Raw genomic sequence first — 19,091 nt, forward strand, 5'->3', positions numbered from 1 at the left:
GCAGTAGTATTACCAACTGTACTTCCAAAACTAATCGCTCCAGTACCTGCATTAATAGTGAGTGCTCTTGCCCCATTAATCGTGCTCGTAAAGGAGATGTTGTTGCCAGCCGATGATGCACCTGTGGAAGCGGCAGTAATCGAAGCGCCTAAGGTCACAGCACCAGTGTAGGTTTGGGTGCCGCTAGTGGTGATATCACCATTGAGGGTAATGCCTGTTCCTGTCACTGCTAAGGTACCGGAAGTAATCGCTGCTAAGCTTACCGCTCCACCACTGGTGATCGTTAGATTATTGGTACCGGTGTTCAATGCACTAGTTGCAGTAATCGTGCCGGAGCTGCTACGGATGGTCAGCGGATCGTTGAAGGTGTAATTGGTAGAAGTGGTATAGGCAATGGCTCCCGTACCAGCAGTACTGCCGATCGTGATACCAGTAAAGCCGTTTTGTAAATATGCCAACTCTGCATCATCAAGGGTTAAGGTACACACTGCCCCACCACATGAGGTGGCGGTAATACCACTACCCAGACCAATCGTCGTGCTATTTGTCTTCGGTTGAATGACCAAAGCACCCGCACCGCTCAGATTACCGCCCAGGCTGATCGCATCGGTGGTGAGTGTGAGTGCAAAGGTGCTAGCAGCAAACGTGGAGCCCGTGGTGATGCTAGAAGCCGAGAGGATCGCCGCGGCGGTAAGTGTGGCAGCATCGTTATAGGTTTGTGCGCCAGTGGTGGTGATGTTGTTACCAAAGGAGACCGTACCACCAGCGTCGGTGGTGATCGAGGTTAAGTTGGTGGTACCGCCCACGATACCGCTAAAGACGGTAGCACCTGAGGTGTTTACCGTTAAGTCCTTGGCGCCATTGACGGTCGAGGAGAAGGTAATGTTGCCAGAGGCAGAACTCTCTAAGGTGGTGTCAGCCCCTAGGGTTACTGCGTTACCGTAGGTTTGTGCGCCAGTGGTGGTGATCGAACCACCATTGATTGCGGTAGTACCGGTGGTGGAGTTTTGCACTACGCTGCTAGCGGCTACGGTGGAGCTAAAGGTGGTGGTGCCAGTGCTGGTTAAGGAGATGTTCCCCAAGCCTTGGGCGCCACCGACGGCACCGGTAAAGGTAATGTTGCTAGAGCCTACATTGGCCGTGAGATTACGTGGTGTACTGCTATCGCTATTTACCGTACTACTAAAGGCAATCGCATTATTGGTGGTTGCTAAGGCCGCATTGGCACCTAAGGTCACCGCTCCGGTATAGGTTTGGGTACCGGTGGTGGTGATGTTGGCGTTAATCGAGGTTGTGCCTGAGATACCAAGATTGGTAATTGCTGAAATTGCACCACCAAAGACTGCGTTACCCGTAATCGTGAGTGCGTTAGCACCACCCGCAATGGTGGAGCTTGCAGTAACCGTGGTGCCCTGCAAAGTTCTGGTTGCGCCGGTACCAGATAGTGTGACGGCTCCGGTATAGGTTTGCGTACCAGTGGTGGTGATATCAGCACCAATCGAAGTTGTGCCTGAGACACCAAGATTGGTAATTGCCGTAATCGCACCACCAAAGACTGCGTTACCCGTAATCGTGAGTGCGTTAGCACCACCCGCAATGGTGGAGCTTGCAGTAACCGTGGTGCCCTGCAAAGTTCTGGTTGCGCCGGTACCAGATAGTGTGACGGCTCCGGTATAGGTTTGCGTACCAGTGGTGGTGATATCAGCACCAATCGAAGTTGTGCCTGAGATACCAAGATTGGTAATTGCTGAAATTGCACCACCAAAGACTGCGTTACCCGTAATCGTGAGTGCGTTAGCACCACCCGCAATGGTGGAGCTTGCAGTAACCGTGGTGCCCTGCAAAGTTCTGGTTGCGCCGGTACCAGATAGTGTGACGGCTCCGGTATAGGTTTGCGTACCAGTGGTGGTGATATCAGCACCAATCGAAGTTGTGCCTGAGACACTTAAATTCCGCACACTTGTGATTGCACCGCTAAATATAGCGTCACCACTAATGCCGAGATCATACGCAGCGGCACTGACTGTGGTGAGTGTAGAGCTCAATGTTACTGTTGAAGCAGTCAAGGTTCGAGAGGCACTAATTTGTACTGGTCCAGTTAAATTGAGTGAAGCACTACCGCTACCAGTGAAGTTACCCTCTAAGTAAATGACCCCAGAGGTCTGAAGCGTGGTCGGTAAGGAGGTGGCTAGATTTGCTTTGAGGAAAACATTGCCGCTTTGTGATGCGCCGCCAAATAATACAGAACTAAAGTTAGTTCCCAGATTGGCCAACTCGGCAGCTGTAATGTCAAGAATCGTAGCGATAGCGTCAGTCGAGCCATTAATATGAATTAAGTTAGTAGTGGTGGTTGGCTTTAAGGTTAAGGCACCCGTTCCGTCGAGAGTTGATGACCAATTAATCTTATTACCTGTCAAACTGATGTTACCCATTCCAGTGACGGCCCCGGTCAACGCAATGGTGCCCGTACCCGAATTAATCGTCATGCTCTTAGTGGCGCCTGCAATGGCGCGGGCCACGGTGATGTTTGCATTACTTGCACTGCTATCTAGCGTTAAATCCGAATGCAAAGTCACTGGGATTGAGCTTCCTAAAGTAATCACTCCACTACCAGATGTACTTGTGGTGGTGGCAATGGTGCCACCGATATTAAGTGCAGATGGCATCGTGGGTGCAAAAGCGCCACCAGAGTATGCAAAGGCGTCACTCGCTGAATCACCAATCGTGAGGCTGCCAGTGGTTTCAAATGCAGTGGTGGTCGAGAAACTCGCAATCGAATTGCTCGAACCCAAAATGCTCAAATTGTAGGCGGCACTTGCATCTGATCTGAACTGACTAATTTGCAGGTTTCCTGCAAAGCTCACATTACCCGCAGTTTTATTGAGCCATAGGGTACCGATGCGACTAGCAATATTGCCACTCACGACCACCGTACCGCTATTACTAAAGGTCACGTTGGCGTTACTTCCTGATCCTGGTCCAGCAATACTAGTTACAGCAATATTTCCAGCACTTGCATCCAAGGTCAGAGTAGAGCCTGCCGTGAGATTGATGGCCCCTACTGTTAAATCACCATCCGAGCTAATCGTATAACTTGCGCCCACATTGCTGGTTCGCGCGCTACCGAGATTAATTGCCCCATAACTGCTGATGTTGCCGCCAATTGTGTTGGAGCCCGTTCCAGTGAATGTGACATACGCAAGTGGTGTAGAGGTACCAATTGCCAAACTGTTAATCGCTCCACTTCCCGAGGCAACAGTGAGGCCAAACGCGCTATTCACCACACCAAGCATTACATTACCATTTGTCGAACCAGTGTTGATAGCGCGATCAGCCGAGAAACCGGTTGAACGTGAAGTTCCTCTCAAATCAATATTACCTGCAACCACCAGATCCCCGTTGAGAGTATTGGCTCCAGTTCCAGCAAGACTCAGTCCAGTCGGTGGCGTTGTCGCCCCAACTGAACCAAGAGTTATTGCCCCGCTGCCATTGCTGGTACTGAATGTATAGGCACCATCAAGCGTTGAGCCTAGGCTAATTCCGCTATTCGTTGCACTGAGGCTGGTGTTCGTGATTAAAGTCACGGCCCCACTATAAGTTTGTGAACCAGAGGTTGTAATTGCACTTCCCAAGGTTGCGGCACCGCTCACAGCAAGACTTGAGGTGCCCGTCGTATTAATGACGGTATTCCCGGAGGCCATGGTCAAGCTACCTACAGTGAGTGCGGCACGCAGATCCAGGATACCGTTTGCGCTCATGGTAAGCGCAGCAGCAGAGGATCCCAAAGCCGTAGCACCGGACACAATGAGTGTGCCGCCATTAATAGTTGTACCGCCGCTATAAGTACTGCTTCCTGAGAGGGTTTGGGTACCTGACACCAAAGTGAGGCTTCCGCCTGTACCGCTGATTGAGCCACTAAAAGTATCGCTATTGGCTGCTGTTAACGATAAAGCACGTCCACCCAGATTGATCGCGCCGGCTCCAGCAAGACTCTTGATGCTTGCTCCAGAGCTTGTGCCGCTGATATCGAAGGTACCTGTTGCGGTCACCACTGAAGAGTCAGCAATCGAGCCACTACCAGTAAGGCTTAATGTTCCAGTACTAATCGTGGTGGCACCTGTATAAGTGTTTGCATTAGTGAGAACTACTAGACCTAAACCGGTTTTGGTAATTCCAAAACCACCAGAAATAACCCCACTTAAGGTGAGCGTGTCATCAGCATTAGTCGCACTAATAGTACTATCGGCTGTTAGCGTAATGTTCCCAGCAAGGCTGCTAGTAACATCTTTAAGCGTTCCGCCTGCAAGCGTTATGGCCTCAGCGCCCACCACTACATTGTGTAAATCCAATACGCCACTTGAGTTAATCGTTGTGGCACCACTCGTGGAGCCTAATCCAGCAGCATTGGTAATTTTTAACGTACCCGCATTAATGGTGGTAAGGCCACTGTAGGTGTTTGCATTCGCCAGTGTGAGAACGCCGCTTCCGGCTTTAGTGATCGCCAAACTACTTGCCGATCCATCTTCAATCACTCCCGAGAAGGTGGTACTGGAATTATTATCACCCACGGTGAGGGTTGGGGTACCACTAGCCGAACTTGTGATCACTCCCCCACTTGCCCCAGCAATTGATCCGGCGGATACGGAGTAGCCTGCTAGATCTAAGGTGCCGTCAATAACATATGCTGAACTGCTAGAGAGTGCGCCAGCGCTTCCAACTTGCAAGGTGGAGCCATAATTAATAGTGGTAGCTCCAGCATACGTATTACTTCCAGTCAAAATCAACGGCGCACTTCCAGAAAGTGTCACCTGACCATTACCTGAGATTGCGCTTGGTAAAGTCACTGAACTCGTATTTGTGAAGGCGATCGATCCATTATTGGTAATCGCGGTTGCATTTGTTGGCGTCAAACCGCTCATCGCGTCGCCATAAGTCACGGATGAGCCACTTGGAATGACCACAGTGGCAACGTTACCCAAAGTTGGTGTGGCGCCAGTCGCTACACCACCGGTTACTGTCCAGTTCGCGCCTGCGGACCATAGTCCACCGCTTGCACCCGTATACGTTACGGAGGCAAGTTGGGTGATTGCAGCGCTGACCGTACCACCGGTCAAGGTGTAGTTGCTATTACTTAATGCAAATGTATTGCTATCAAACGAGGCAACTGGTGTATTCGTTACATTGACCGTATTAATGGCGGCCGATCCCGAACTAATCGTTGGTGCACTATCACCATTAACCATGCCAGTTAAAGTGTACGAGTGAGCGTTGGTATAGCTATTGGATCCATCGTACGTCTTAGTAATACCAATATTCAAGGCTTTGGGATTGACAGTAAAGTTCTTTGCGGTGCCAGCCTGGAATGTTGTAGTTGAACCAGAAAGAGTAAGCGTAGGCGTTAAGGTTAAGCTATAGGTATTCGCACTCGTGGTCGCTGTTAGCGCAGTACTAATAGCAATCGTGCCACTCAAGCTACCGGTAAGTGAAATAGAACTTTGCCCTGCTGTAAAGGTTTGAACAGTATTGTAGGCAGAAAGAGAGCTTGGTACGTAGCTCTCTCCATAAAGGGTTGGGCTTGAGGAATACCAAAAACTTAAGGCGCTTGCTGTTCCATAGGTGCTACTTTGCCCGTCCACAATCGTGAGGTAAATAATCGGTGCGCTGCCACGGAATATGACGTTATAGCCTAACGCTGATGGTTGCGTGGATGTGGTGGCATCATAAGTGTAAGACTTTGGTGACAAAGTATTGATATAAGTGGCTAAACCTGCACTTTCATCTAGGCCGCCTGAATACAAGTTGGCAATTCCGCCGTTACCAATTGTTAAAGCAGAAGAACCGCTCAAAGTGATGTTGTAGGTCACGCTACCAACTCCACTGCCACTTCCAGCCGCAAGTAATAATGCGGGGGACGAACCTGTTGATGAGTTATCAGTCGTTGCGACGTTCTGGGTAATCGTGAGATTACGGGTCGTCTGAATCGAGATCCTGCCCGTTGAGTTAATACCTGCATAAGCCACACTATTAACTGTGACTGAGCCAATCGTTAAGTTGGCATTATTCACTAGCGTTAATGCGCCGATACCAGTACCTGATGCAATAGTTGATAAGGTATTGCTACTATTACTCATCGTTACTGCTTGATTGCCCACTATGGCCAAACCATAATTACTACTATCAGAGATTGAACCACTAATCGTAATTCCTCCAGAGGTACTTCCAATTGCAGTAGCACTACCAAGACTGACTGCGCCTGCATAGCTTGCTGGTGAGGAACTTGAGTTCGTAATCGCGCCACCATTATTGATCCCAGAACCATTTCCAGTTAACGCATTGGTATTGGTCATCGTTTGACCATTCAGATCCAGTGCGGCACCTGCGGTAATCGTGACAGCAGCAGTGGAGGCACCAAGCGCGGTAGCCGAGCCTATTCTGAGAGTGCCTGCGCTAATGGTGGTAACGCCACTGTATGTATTTAGTCCAGATAACACCAAGGTACCTGCACCAACCTTCGTTAATGCACCGGTGACACCACTGGCATCGGCAATTATGCCGCCATAGATGAGAGTTTTCGAACTATCCATGCTGAATGCACCACCGCTGGCACCGAGGCTAATGCCACGAAGACTACTTAATGTGATGTCGGCGGTTGCTAATAAAACACCGCCATTAAGAACGATTGAGTCAGCTGTGGCCGAACCCGGAACTGCTCCCAGGCTTTGATCGGTATTAATTGATAAGGTGCCAGCCGAGATAGTGGTATTGCCGGTGTAGGTGTTGGTGCCGGATAAAGTTAGGGTGCCGCTGCCATCTTTTGTTAAGGTTGCTGTACCGGTAGCGATAATCGTACTAACAGTCGTGTTTCCAGAACCACCAATCGTTAAGCTGATATTTGATGCAGTAATTGCAGTGGATGATTTATTAAGTGTTAAGGTATCACTATCCGAATTGATTCGAACTGCGTTCGTTACCAAGGTGATTGCGCCACCATAGGTATTGTTACCACTGATATTTCGTAATGCACCACCATTACTAATGCCGGTGCCATTTAAACTTAGAGCCTCATCGCCAATCGAAATGCCATCTGATAATTCCAGTGCCGCACCGTTTGCCACTGTGACTCCACCTGCAACAGTTCCAAGCGCCGTATTGTGAGAGGCCCGTAAAACACCATTAGAGATGGTGGTAGCGCCGGTGTAATCATTGGCACCTGATAGTGTTAAGGTGCTTGAATTTGAGGTATCTTTTGTTAAAGTACCAGATCCAGAAATAATTCCGGAAAAAGTTTGGGCTGCACTGGAGGAATGCCTTAATGTGCCATTGTTAGTGATGTTGCCAGCATACGATCCTGATCCCAATGAACCTGTGCCGCTAATTACTAAAGTACCGGCAGAAATGGTGGTGGTACCGGTATAACCATTGGTACCTGATAAAGAGACTGTACCCCCTGCAGCATCTACGGTGAGGTTACCTGTGCCAGTAATATTTCCGCTGAGAACTGGGGCGATAGCATTAAGCGTAAGCGTGCCGCTACTCGTAAAGGTGTGCACCGTATAGCCCGCAGCGAGTCCGGTTCCATCTGCAGGAGCCCCGCCCGAACCAGCTGTAGCGCCAAGGTAGCGAGTAATCACAATTCCGGAGCCGCCATTACCCCCCTCTGAATAAGCGTTATTAACTCGACCAGCACCGCCGCCGCCACCCCCAGTGTTCGCATTTCCATTTGATGCTTTTAATGCGGAGTTAACCACTCCGTTTCCACCGCCACCTAATCCACCATCACCTGCTGCTGCAAGTCCACCACTATGAACACCTCCGCCCCCACCGCCTCCATAGTAAATAGGGTTGCCAGATATTGACGATAGCAGTCCGATTCCGCCGGTTCCTGCCTCAGTGGTTGTGGCATTTCCACCAACTGCACCAGCACCGCCACCGCCACCAGCCACGTAGCCCCATGTTCCAACTCCATCACCACTTCCGCCGGCGCTACCTTGACCAGATGTGCCTGAAGCTGCGGCTTGATTACCGCCCTGACCGCCTCCAGATCCCCCGGAGGTTGCCCCACCGAAATAGTTTCCTCCTGCCCCACCCCCAACTGCGGTGAAACCAAATGCAGATGAGTTATCGCCTTGAGTTGCAGCTGTGTAGACGGTTGATGGAGCATTGATAGCACCAACTCCGCCATTACCAACGGAAATGGTAAAAGCACTTGTTGAAACCAAACTCGTTGTTCCAGTTAGTACACCACCACCACCGCCACCACCACCTACCCAGGCACCACCTCCACCACCACCAGCAACGATCAAATATTCCACCGCGGTATCAAGAGCAACTGTGACGGAACCAGTTAAGGCAATATTGTTACTAACGGTTGTCACTGCGCGGCCTAATAACAGAGTAGTACCATTGGCCATTGCTATTGCACCGCTACCAGCCGCTGTATTGTTATAGAGACCGAAGGTCCCTGCTGTAACTGTGGTACTGCCATGGGTATTAGTAGCAGTCAGTGCAACCATACCAGTTTGACCAGCGCCATTGATAGTTAGCGCAAAATTGCCAGTCACTACACCTGACTGAATCAAGCGCGCGCCACTAATTGCAGCTAAACCACTCGCGGCTGTTAAGGTCATACCCCGATTGGTATGAAGTGTTAAGTCTGCCGTGGCCTGCAGCGTACCACCACTTAATGTGATGGCAGTTGCCGTGGTTGAGGCAGGCGCAGCTCCTAAATTGCTATCGGCACTAATCGACAAAATACCGCCGGAGATCGTTGTGATGCCTGTGTAAGTATTTGTATTTGTCAGTATTAATGTCCCACTTCCAGAGACGGTAAGAGCACCCGTGCCACTTAATATTCCCGAGAGGGTTTGCGTTGCGCTTGATGCATATTGCAAAGTGCCGTCATTGGTGTTGGCGATGGAAATATTGCCTGCATAATTTCCAGAGCCCAACGTTCCTGAGCCGCCGATTGCTAATGTGCCAGCAGAAATAGTTGTATCACCACCGTAAGAATTAGTCCCCGTAAGAGTGGCCACTCCAGTCCCTAACTTAGTTAACGCACCAGTACCACTGATGTTATTGGCGACAGCAAAGTCATTGGAACGCTGCAATACTAAAGCGGCATTGTTTGTTACGGTGCCAGAGCCCAAGGTACCCGCAGTAGTGTTATTGCCTATATTAAGAGTGCCACCACTAATCGTCGTATTGGCATAGGCATTGGTACCGGTCAATGAAATCGTGCCACCGGTTGCATCTACGGTGAGGTTACCTGTGCCAGTAATATTTCCGCTGAGAACTGGGGCGATAGCATTAAGCGTAAGCGTGCCGCTACTCGTAAAGGTGTGCACCGTATAGCCCGCAGCGAGTCCGTTCCCAGCAGCTAGAGTATTGCCGCCAGAACCGGCAGTGGCACCAAGGTAGCGGGCAATCACAATTCCGGAGCCGCCACGTCCTCCTAAACTTGCGTTACTAGCACCGCCACCGCCTGAGCCTGTTCCATTAACAGCATCTCCCCCCGCTCTTAAAGCAGCATTTGAAGATTTAGCTCCCCCATTACCACCTACGCCACTACCACCCTCTCCTGTAGAACCGGCGGATGTAGCGGCTGGATCTCCATTAATGCCACCTCCGCCCCCGCCAGCATAGAATTGCAAACTTCCAGAGATGGTACTGCTAACCCCAGAGCCGCCATTTCCACCGGTTTGAGTAGTTCCTGCAGCGCGCACCCCAGCACTACCAGCGCCGCCACCGCCTGACGATATTGCATTGGGTCCACCACCAAGATAATTTGTTGCAAAATCACCGCCGGGATTTCCTAAGCCGCCACCTAACTTGATTGATGCGCCACCAGTTGCGCTGGCCAAATCCGATCCAGCACCGCCGCCCGAGCCTCCCGGTAATCCGCTCAGTGCATAACCGCCACCGCCGCCCCCGCCATTGGCCGTTATGCCAAAGGCAGTACTATTCGAACCGGATTGACCATTAGCGTTATGTGCGCTACCACCTCCAGCACCGACTGTAATCAGATTATCACCATTCGAAAGAACAACAGATCCCTGAATAAACTCACCGGCACCACCGCCGCCACCAATACCGCCACCACCCCCACCTCCACCAGCAACGATCAAATATTCCACTGCGGTATCAAGATCAACTGTGACTGAACCAGTTAAGGCAATATTGTTAGCAACGGTTGTCAGTGCGCGTCCTAACAATAGAGTTGTGCCATCGGCCATCGCTACAGAGGCGGAGCCTAATGCGTTGTTGTGATAAACGCCAATCGTTCCAGTAGATACAGTTGTTCCACCGCTATAAGTATTATTTCCGGTGAGCGATAGAGTGCCTGAACCGGATTTAGTCAAGCTTCCTGTACCAGAAATAACGCCACTCAGTATCTGGTTTGAGCTTGAATTAATTATGAGAGTGCCTGAGTTTGAAATGGCACCTGCGTAATTTCCACCACCCAATGTTCCGGTAATCGTTAATGTTCCAGCTGAAATAGTGGTGGTGCCGCTGTAGGTGTTGGGGCCGGAGAGGGTGGCCACTCCAGAACCATTTTTTACAATACTGGTTGCGCCAGAAATATTACCTTGAATTGAGACTGCCCCAGAACCCGAATCTAGTGTAAGAGTCGATCCCCCGGAGGTTGCATAACGTACAACAACAATACCCGCCGAACCTGATTGACTAGGGTTCGCGGATGCGTGAGCCCATTGCCCCCCTCCCCCAGAACCTCTGTTGGCGGTAATAGTAGGCGCAGCACCACTCCATCCATCATGTCCAGCATTATTATGCGCACTATTATTGCCACCAGCAGTAATCCAAGATGAGTCTCCTAACGCACCTCCACCCGTTGCATAAAGAGTTGAGGACCCAGTGATAGCATAAAAAATGCCATCACCACCGGTACCGCCTTGACCTAGAGTTGCATCTCCACCCCGTCCAAGTGCACCACCCCCTCCAGCCGTGGCAGCAACACCACTGGCATTGGAATTTCCAATATATTGACCTCCAGAGTTACCCTGGATAATATTATTGGAACCTCTTGCGGTGTAGATACCCCAATATCCGCCGCCACCACCACCAGAGCCACCAGATCCAGCACTAAAGCCACTAGTTGATGGCGGAATTGCGCTACCACCTCCCCCACCTAGTGCAGTGATTCCAAAAGCGATCGAGCTACCGCCATTACTTCCAGGTAAATCACGAGAAACTCCTGCTCCACCCGCACCTACCGTGATGGTGTGGGTTGTGTTACTGATTACTGTAGTAGAGTAGTAAATCACCCCACCCGCACCTCCACCGCCTCCTACAGAGCCGCCACCCGAGCCGCCGCCACCAATTACTAATAGTTCGATGTCAGTTACGCCGGGCCTGTTGAAGGTTCCAGAGCTTGTGAAGGTGTCAACTGCAGTTGTGATACTAGTGACCGTACCCGTAACATTGATGGCCCCTCCAGATGTATTCAGCGAAAGGTTATTACGTATCAATAAATCACTATTGATATTAATAGCTGCATTACTGGTTGTTAGATTTCCGCCTAACGAAGTTCGACCACCACCAGCAACTTTGGTAATCCCTGCTTGCGCGGTGATGTTATTTCCAAAGGCGGTTGTAAATTGATTAGTGCTCGTTACCTCCAAACTGCCTTTAATTGTGATTGGCTGATTGACTTGAACCTCGCCACTGGCATTTAAGACAACATGAAGTGCGCCTGTCCCGGAATTAGTGATAGGCGCATTAATTAAAATGCTTCTTGCTGCAGTCAAAGTAAGGGTAGTTGGACTACTCCCTGTTTTGTCTATAGACCCCAGAAGCCAAATATCGCCGCTCCAATCTGGTGGCGTTGTCTGAAAGCAAGAAACTCCGGTACATGATCCACTTCCAAATGAATTGATTGTTACATTCGAGCTTACTAGTGCGGTATTAATGGCTGTGTTAAGGATGCTATGGTTTGCAGAATTACCAATAAAAATATCTACAGGATCAATCAACCACATTCCGCCGCGCCCAGCATTAATACTCGCAAGGAGATAAATGGTTTGGCCTGAAGTTTCAATAAAGCCACCCACTCCGTTTACACTCGTCGCTAATGTACTGATGCGGGTAGATGGATCAAAGCTTGCATAAATAGAAAAAGGCAATGTGCCGTTTTCTGCATCATTGCCTAATAAGATTGTTCCGCCTTGAATAAAACCATTCGCTTCTACTGTTGCGTTACTAAAAATGGTTTGATCGAAAGCTGAAATGCCAATACTTCCACCGCGACCATTTGAGCCATTGGTCTGAACTACTGAATCGAAGAGATTTAAGTTGCCTGCGCGGCTGAGTATCCGGATGGATCCACCATCGGTAGCGCCATTCGCTTGCAATTGCGCACTATTGATTTGCAAATGATTCTCAATATCGATGGAAATCGTACCGCCAGGGCCCACGCTACCATTGGTTTGGATGAATGCGCCACTATCGAGTGTTGCTGTATCACCAGAAATGGCAACAGAACCTCCACTGCTTCCATTGGCAGTTGCGGTTCCAGCTAAATTCATTTGATTTCCGGTAAAGGCAATCACCCCACCGGGCCCGTTATTACCATGGGCCTGGATTAAAGACCCATTTTGGGTGTTGACTTGCGGGGCATTGAAATAAATCGCACCGCCATTTGTTCCGTTCGCACGGATTTCTGCTGTATTGGTAGCAGTAATTGTTTGAGTTGCAAATAGCTCAATCACATTACTGTGCGCGTTGGTGATATTCGCATCATTCGCAGCGATCGTCGCATACACAATCTCATTGAGATCGAATGTATTGTTTTGTTGTGTGAGGTATTGCGGTAAATCTTCACGGCGCACCACAGTGCCATTGATGGTGAGTGCAGTCGATGTGGTTGATGTATTCGTATTACTGCTCGTTTGTGTAGTGGATAGACGTCCAGAGATGTAGAGCGCTTGCGCTAAGAGTTCAATTGCAGCACGAATGCTGTTGTTACTGTTATTAGCATTACTTGTATAACCACCACGTGCGGTGATGTTGCCGTTGGCATAAATCGTTTGGGCTTGCACCGTCACTTGATTGACATCGATGGTGGTGCCCACATTGAGATACGCAATCGAGCTATTGATGATGACGTTTAGATTCGCACCAGTAATGTTCGCATTGAGATTAAAGATACCCGATGCGGTAAGTGTCAATGTTGTGAGCGTATTGCCTTCTTTGAGGATGTCTGCACCACTAGCCAAGGTTAAGCTGCCTGAGCCATTTTGCGTACAGCTTCCCAGGCTCGGGCAGGTATTACCGTTGACTGCAATACTCACGTTGTTGTTGGTGAGTGCCGCAGAGATCACTTGCGCAGCATTACGATCCAATGTGAGATCAATGGGGTCTAGTAACCAACGACCGGTTTGTCCTTGGGGTGCTTGGGTTTGGACGGTAAATGTTTTTCCTAAGAGCACTTCACCTTTAGAGCTCGTTTCAATAAAGCCACCGTTGCCGCCATTCTTGCCGCCGAGTGCTTGCAAAAGACCGGCTACTGCGGTCTTGGTTTCACTCCAAATCACAATCGAACCACCGTTACCTTTTTCGGTAGCAGAAGCAGAAACACGTGCGCCATTTTCAATCGTGACGGTCTTGGCCATTTGTTTGGCATCACTCGCGGCTTGTGCTTTGGTGAGAGCAGATGCTTGGTGTTGATCTAAGCGTGCAGTTTGTGTTTGTGTTTGGGTTTGTGATGCAGTTACAGAGGAAGGTGCAACTGCAGTGGTGTTCGCGGTGTTGCTTACAGCAGCACTGGCCAACTGGGTTTGAATTTGGACTTGCGGTGCACTTGTCACGTTCGTAGCGATTGTTTGACCCACACCGATTTCAATCTGACCACCACCGGCTTTGCCGTTTGCTTTGGTCACGGAATTTGCTGTGAGTGTGATGTGTTCACCGACGATATTGATCTGACCACCGGTGCTGTTCTCGCCTTTGCCATTGGCACTCACCTTGCCCGCTTGGGTGACGTTGGCAGCCACCAATTCAATGACGCCGCCATTGTTCACCATATTACTTGAAGTAATAACACCGGTATTGTTTATAACTGAATTCATGAGATTGCGGGCGGAGCCGGCTGCCACAACAATGAGGCCGCCCTTAGTCTCCACTACCCGCTTGTTCTCAATCAAGGCGTTGTAGGTGGCGATGTCTACCGAGACCCGCATAAGGCGATCTCCTCGGAAATCCAGGGTAATTTGCTCGCCAGAGGCCATGGCAATAGTGTTATTAGCTCCCTTTTGGGCCAATAAATAGCCTTCATTACGCACTTCCGGGGCTAAGAGGGCAATATAGCCATTGGGGTCATTGATGCTGATGGTGCCTTGGTTATGGACCTTGCCCTTACCGTTACCAGCATAGGTGGATTTACCCGCCATAAAGTCCTTATTGGCCATATCCATGGTGGTGGCGACCACAGCGGCGGCATTGACCTGTGCTCCCTTACCAAACATCACCCCATTGGGGTTGACTAGCACCACTTGACCATTGGCACGAATCGCACCATCGATCACCGATGCACTCGCACCAGTGACACGATTCAAAATCGCGGCGCTACTGTTGGGTTGATTGAAGTTGACTTGTGCATTCGCGCCCACATTAAATGAATCCCAGTTCACAATCGCACGTTGTGATGTTTGGTTGATGTTCATCGTGGCTGTGGTGCCATTCGATGTTTGCGTAATCGTTGCGGATCCAGCAACCACATTTCCACCGGTTGGTAGTGCAGTTGGATTTGTTTGCGCAACTGCAAAATTGATTTGCGAATAAATCAGAGTGATTGCAAAAAATTGCTGTTGGAATTTTTTACTTTTGCAAATCGTGTAAGAAATTTTTGCGCTCTGTAGAGCAGATTGCGAAACGTAAGAAAAAAGCTCCCGGCGACCTCGTAATAAATTTTGAGATCTAGCGACTACACCGGTTAGAAAAGTTACAACAGCTGTCTTCAAATACGTTTACTTTTTTCAACACAATTTTTTATGATTTGAGCTTTATCAAAAAAGCTCATAAACCCTTACTAGGCGCTAATCAATGAACTTCTGGAATTAGCCGTAAGGATAATGGATTTTGATCAATGGACTGCCAAAAATGGGGCTTCAAAAATACCCTCCCGGCCAAGCCAATATTTATGAGGCTCGCAAAGAGATGTGTAAATTTTGGAAATTTCTGGCCCTAAACCACAAAAGGGTATTTTGAAAAATATGTGCCTAAAATTTAAGCAGCATCATTTTGGCAAAACACGTGCTTTTTCATGCAATTTGTTTATAAAATTTGCTCTACAAAATTCGTTTTTCAATGTATTTATGTTGTCGAATCTTTGGAGTTTGGTCTCGAAGGCGGCATCACTTTAGGGGGATTTGGTTGTGTTGTCGCAGGCGGTTTTGGCGCACCCTTTTTTGCCGAAATTTGTAAGGCCTCTTGAATCGCTTGACGCGCACCAGACAAACTAAAACGTGCGGTCATAAATTCAGCTGATTGCAAAGCAAACGCAAAATGAATTTCCTCACCAATTTGGGTCGCTTGCAACATCGTATTAAATGGCTCCAAAATTAAAAATAATTTGTTACCCACCAAGGTGCATTTCATGGTGATCGCATACGTTTGAATTTGATTGCGCACGAGTGCGGGATAGCGTTGATTGGGTAAACACACCGATGGTTGATGCACATAAAACATACATTGATTGGCAGAGCAAAAAACGCCGAATGTAGTGTTCGTTTCACCCGCGGTATACGCTTCAGTGATGATCTCTTTAGACTCCAAAGTCCACTGAGAAATCGTGGTTTGCGCGGTCGCTAAACCAGAGCCCAAAAGACCCCAAAAGATCGCGATTATCAGCGCATGGAGCCTAGCCATGCCTAGACCTAAAACTGGTAGCTAGCGGTAATCCAACCCCGTGGGTTGGTGGTGGTGCCATCGACCGCAACCTGTTGACCTGTAAAGGAATATAGGGGATTTTGGCCGATTTGCCAGGCTACCATAGCGTTTACATTCCACCCTTGGTAGCTCCAGCGAGCCCCAAACCCAGCCCCTTGCAAAGAGTACACATTATTGGCATTCGTTAAACCCTTGGTCGCGTTATAGGCGATTGGATTTTTGTACTGCTGAATGATCCCAACGTCGTAGAAAATAGAGCCCAATACGTTATAGGGAAGCTGTTGACGTAGCTCAACAGTTCCAAGCCCTCCCTGCGAGCCACCACTTTGCGCCACCGGATAAGCTCTCACTCCGTATGGCCCGCCCAAATAAAATTGCTCCGCAGAGTTGAGATCTACCGAGGCCATTTGTCCCGAGATACCAACATAGAGGGTGGTCTCACCCCCTGCCGTAATCTGTTGATTACGATTGGCAGAAAAAGTGACCTTCGTAAATTGGCTAGGGGTGTAGGTTCCAAAGCCAGTCACACTAGTTGGCGAAATCTCTAAATTACCAACAACGAAATTGAGCGAGCCTGCACTGATGGCACCCCCACCAAAACTATCGTAATGGTTTCCGGAAATACCGGCGGTCACGTTATTAATGTTGTATGCACTAATTACAGCATTCGTAAAATTACTTTTGTTCATGTAACTTTTGACGTCATATCCCAATATGGTATTGACATTAGTACCCTGGCGCCGAATCAAGGGGTAAGCCAAATTCACACCCGCAGTCCAAGCATCACCAAAGCCGCCGTTGGGATAGCCGTAGTTACTGACGTTTTTGTAATTTAGGTAGGTCCCCGATGCGCCAAGACGCAATCCTGTGCGAGTCACTGGCAAGGAATAAGCACCTTGAATGTACTGCGATCCTTCGGAGTAAATTCCGTTTACCGAGGCTTGATCGCCAATCCCAGTGGGGTTGTTCAGATTTAAAGCAATCACACCTTGGTTTTGTCCGGTGCTGCGGCTACCGTAGTTGTTCGCCTCAACCTTACCCTGAACCAAAGGGCCATCCGTAAGCTCCATGCGCAAAGCCGTTTGTCCTTGATCCTCACCAGGCTGTAATTGGCTTGCCACAATGACGCCGGGGGTCTCGTTCAAAATAATCGAAGCCCGCTCAATTGCTTGGGTATTTAATGGAGAACCCACAGGATTGGCGTCTGTGATGTAAGCAGCTGCTCGATCTTTACTAAAGCGGGTTGGACCCTTGGGGGTATCCACAATCACGCTACTTAACTTTGCTTCGGTAATTGCAATTCGTACTACGCCATCGGTGATACGTTGTGGTGGCAAGGTTGCTTGGACGAGTAATCCGTTTTGACGATAAAAATCAACGATCACATCGCAGACTTTTTGTAACTCATCAAACGTGAGGGATTTATTCAAATAGGGTTTTAAGATCGCTTGAACTTTTTCTTCGGGGATCGTTTTCACGCCCTCGAGTTCAAAACGTTTCACATCAACACGCACTTCTTTGGCTTTGGCGTCCTTGGGCTTTTCCGTTTCGCGCGATGGTTCGGGAAGCGGCAAAGGAGACGGCATCGGTAGCTGCCGCTCAAGGCCTTGCTGCAAAGCACCGGCATCCACTGGTGGACCTGGTGGCCGATTTTGACTAAATGATGAGGTTGCGACAGCGCATCCAAAACAAACTAGCAGCGATTGCGAAAGGCGAGTATTTAATTTCATCGGATTTGTTTTTTTAAGCACTGATTCTAAAGCCTTTATTAGCCCTATTAGGCGCCCCATTGGCTCATTTGGTACGGGGCATTTTCCTAAAAATAGAGGAATTGTAATTTAAAAACCCTAATTTATTCAATACGTTACAGATTTCGTTTTGCAAAAATGTATTTTCTGAGGCATTGGTTATAAAAATTACAACCAAAATTTGAAGATTGGGCTATGCTGAAATTTGTGACACGACCTACCTTGGAGATTCAAGAAAATGAAAAATCCAACGCATCAAAAACAATCCTTACGCACAGCAAAGACTAAATCTTCATTACTTAGTAAAAATAAACTCGGGCCCGAAAAAAATGCCCTCAAACATGGAGCAACCTCGAGCGATTTTTTAACCATCAATGAGCGTGATCGCTTTGATCAACTTGTTCGCGAATTAAGCGCCCATTACGCCGCAACCTCCCCATTAGTCCCCATCCAGATTGAACGGATCGCACGTCTAACGATTCAGCTAGAGCGCATTCAAAATCTAATTGATGTGCTGTATTTTCAGAGTCGCGATGATAAAAAACCAACTAAAAAATTAACAGATGAAAGTTTGATGCAAGCAGCAACTCGCATTAAATTTAGTATTGGACTTTTAGAACCAAAGATACTCGATAAAATTCGTTTACTTTTCTTGAAAGAGAATCTAAAACTACTGTTTAACGAATCCGAATCAGTGGAAGAGGATAAAGAGGAAATCAGCCTCGAAAAAGAAGTATCCGACATCCCAACGATTATGCAAAGTACCCTGCTAGGCGCCTATTTATATACCGAAGCAGCTTTTTATCAGCAAAAAATCGATGCCTATATTGAAGATAAATTGCAAGCCATTCATCATTCCAGTAAAGGTAAAAGAAATTACGCCGAAATCAATATTGAAGTTCTATCGATGGCAATCGATCGACGCGCTTCTAAAGACAACCATAGAGGAATTCAAGCGAGAGACTATTACGAGTACCACTCTTTAAAACAATGGTTTCAGACCCAATTAAGTGCGGTACCGGAATATATTGAGCGGATACAAAAATCGCTAGAGGAAAAGAAAGTTGAAATTCCGAATTTGCCGAATTTTGAAAACTTAGATCGGCTCATGCGTTACCAAACGACGATATCGCGCCAACTATCTTCAGCAATTGGTGAACTTTTAGTGTTAGTTAGATAAGAGTTATCTTTAAGCGTTAATTTTTAATCTTCCACCGCACTCCGGCTCCAGATTCAGGGGTGCCGATGAATTCAATCCCCGCATCCTCGAGTGCTCTCTGAACTGCATTCAGAGTTTTTACCTGTCCAGATGGAATCCCATCTGACGACTCAATCCGAATCACCGTAGTAAAGGCAACCCCCGACATTTCCGCCAACTTCGTTGTGGTTATGCCGAGCAAGGCTCTTGCTGCTTTTATTTGACCACTTGTAATCAAAATA

The 19,091-nt window shown here is 48.5% G+C and carries 5 protein-coding genes (1 of these 5 only partly in view); 1 reads left to right on the plus strand and 4 read right to left on the minus strand.

Going from position 1 to position 19,091, the window contains the following annotated elements:
• The 3 genes from QUE62_RS06770 to QUE62_RS06780 form a co-directional block, all read right to left on the minus strand.
• Positions 1-14,975: the beginning of an autotransporter-associated beta strand repeat-containing protein gene (locus QUE62_RS06770; RefSeq protein WP_286261218.1), read on the minus strand. The gene continues 29,620 nt to the left of window position 1, outside the view; only the first 14,975 of its 44,595 coding nucleotides appear in the window; its start codon is at positions 14,973-14,975; its stop codon lies off the left edge, out of view.
• A 352-nt stretch (positions 14,976-15,327) separates the two neighbouring features.
• Complete coding sequence (locus QUE62_RS06775) at positions 15,328-15,882, minus strand: hypothetical protein (RefSeq protein ID WP_286226493.1); 555 nt, start codon at positions 15,880-15,882, stop codon at positions 15,328-15,330.
• Positions 15,883-15,890: 8 nt separating this feature from the next.
• Entirely contained in the window at positions 15,891-17,633 is a 1,743-nt protein-coding gene (locus QUE62_RS06780; RefSeq protein ID WP_286261220.1) for a ShlB/FhaC/HecB family hemolysin secretion/activation protein, read from the minus strand.
• A 256-nt stretch (positions 17,634-17,889) separates the two neighbouring features.
• Between QUE62_RS06780 and QUE62_RS06785 the strand changes: the two genes are divergently transcribed.
• The gene (locus QUE62_RS06785; RefSeq protein WP_286226495.1) at positions 17,890-18,831 is read left to right on the plus strand and encodes a hypothetical protein; all 942 of its coding nucleotides are present in this window, start codon (positions 17,890-17,892) and stop codon (positions 18,829-18,831) included.
• 16 nt (positions 18,832-18,847) lie between these two features.
• Here the strand turns inward: QUE62_RS06785 and QUE62_RS06790 are convergent, their stop codons facing one another.
• Positions 18,848-19,087 carry a helix-turn-helix transcriptional regulator gene (locus QUE62_RS06790; RefSeq protein ID WP_286226496.1) on the minus strand — a complete coding sequence of 80 codons (240 nt, stop codon included), beginning with the start codon at positions 19,085-19,087 and terminating at the stop codon, positions 18,848-18,850.
• Positions 19,088-19,091: the final 4 nt, after the last annotated feature.

The sequence above is a fragment of the Polynucleobacter sp. HIN9 genome (assembly GCF_030297635.1).
GTDB lineage: Bacteria > Pseudomonadota > Gammaproteobacteria > Burkholderiales > Burkholderiaceae > Polynucleobacter.

What these genes read in the sequence shown, in the direction of transcription:
- QUE62_RS06775 (WP_286226493.1), bottom strand. Translation starts at nt 15,882, where the DNA reads ATGGCTAGGCTCCATGCGCTGATAATCGCGATCTTTTGGGGTCTTTTG.
- QUE62_RS06780 (WP_286261220.1), bottom strand. Translation starts at nt 17,633, where the DNA reads ATGAAATTAAATACTCGCCTTTCGCAATCGCTGCTAGTTTGTTTTGGA.
- QUE62_RS06785 (WP_286226495.1), top strand. Translation starts at nt 17,890, where the DNA reads ATGAAAAATCCAACGCATCAAAAACAATCCTTACGCACAGCAAAGACT.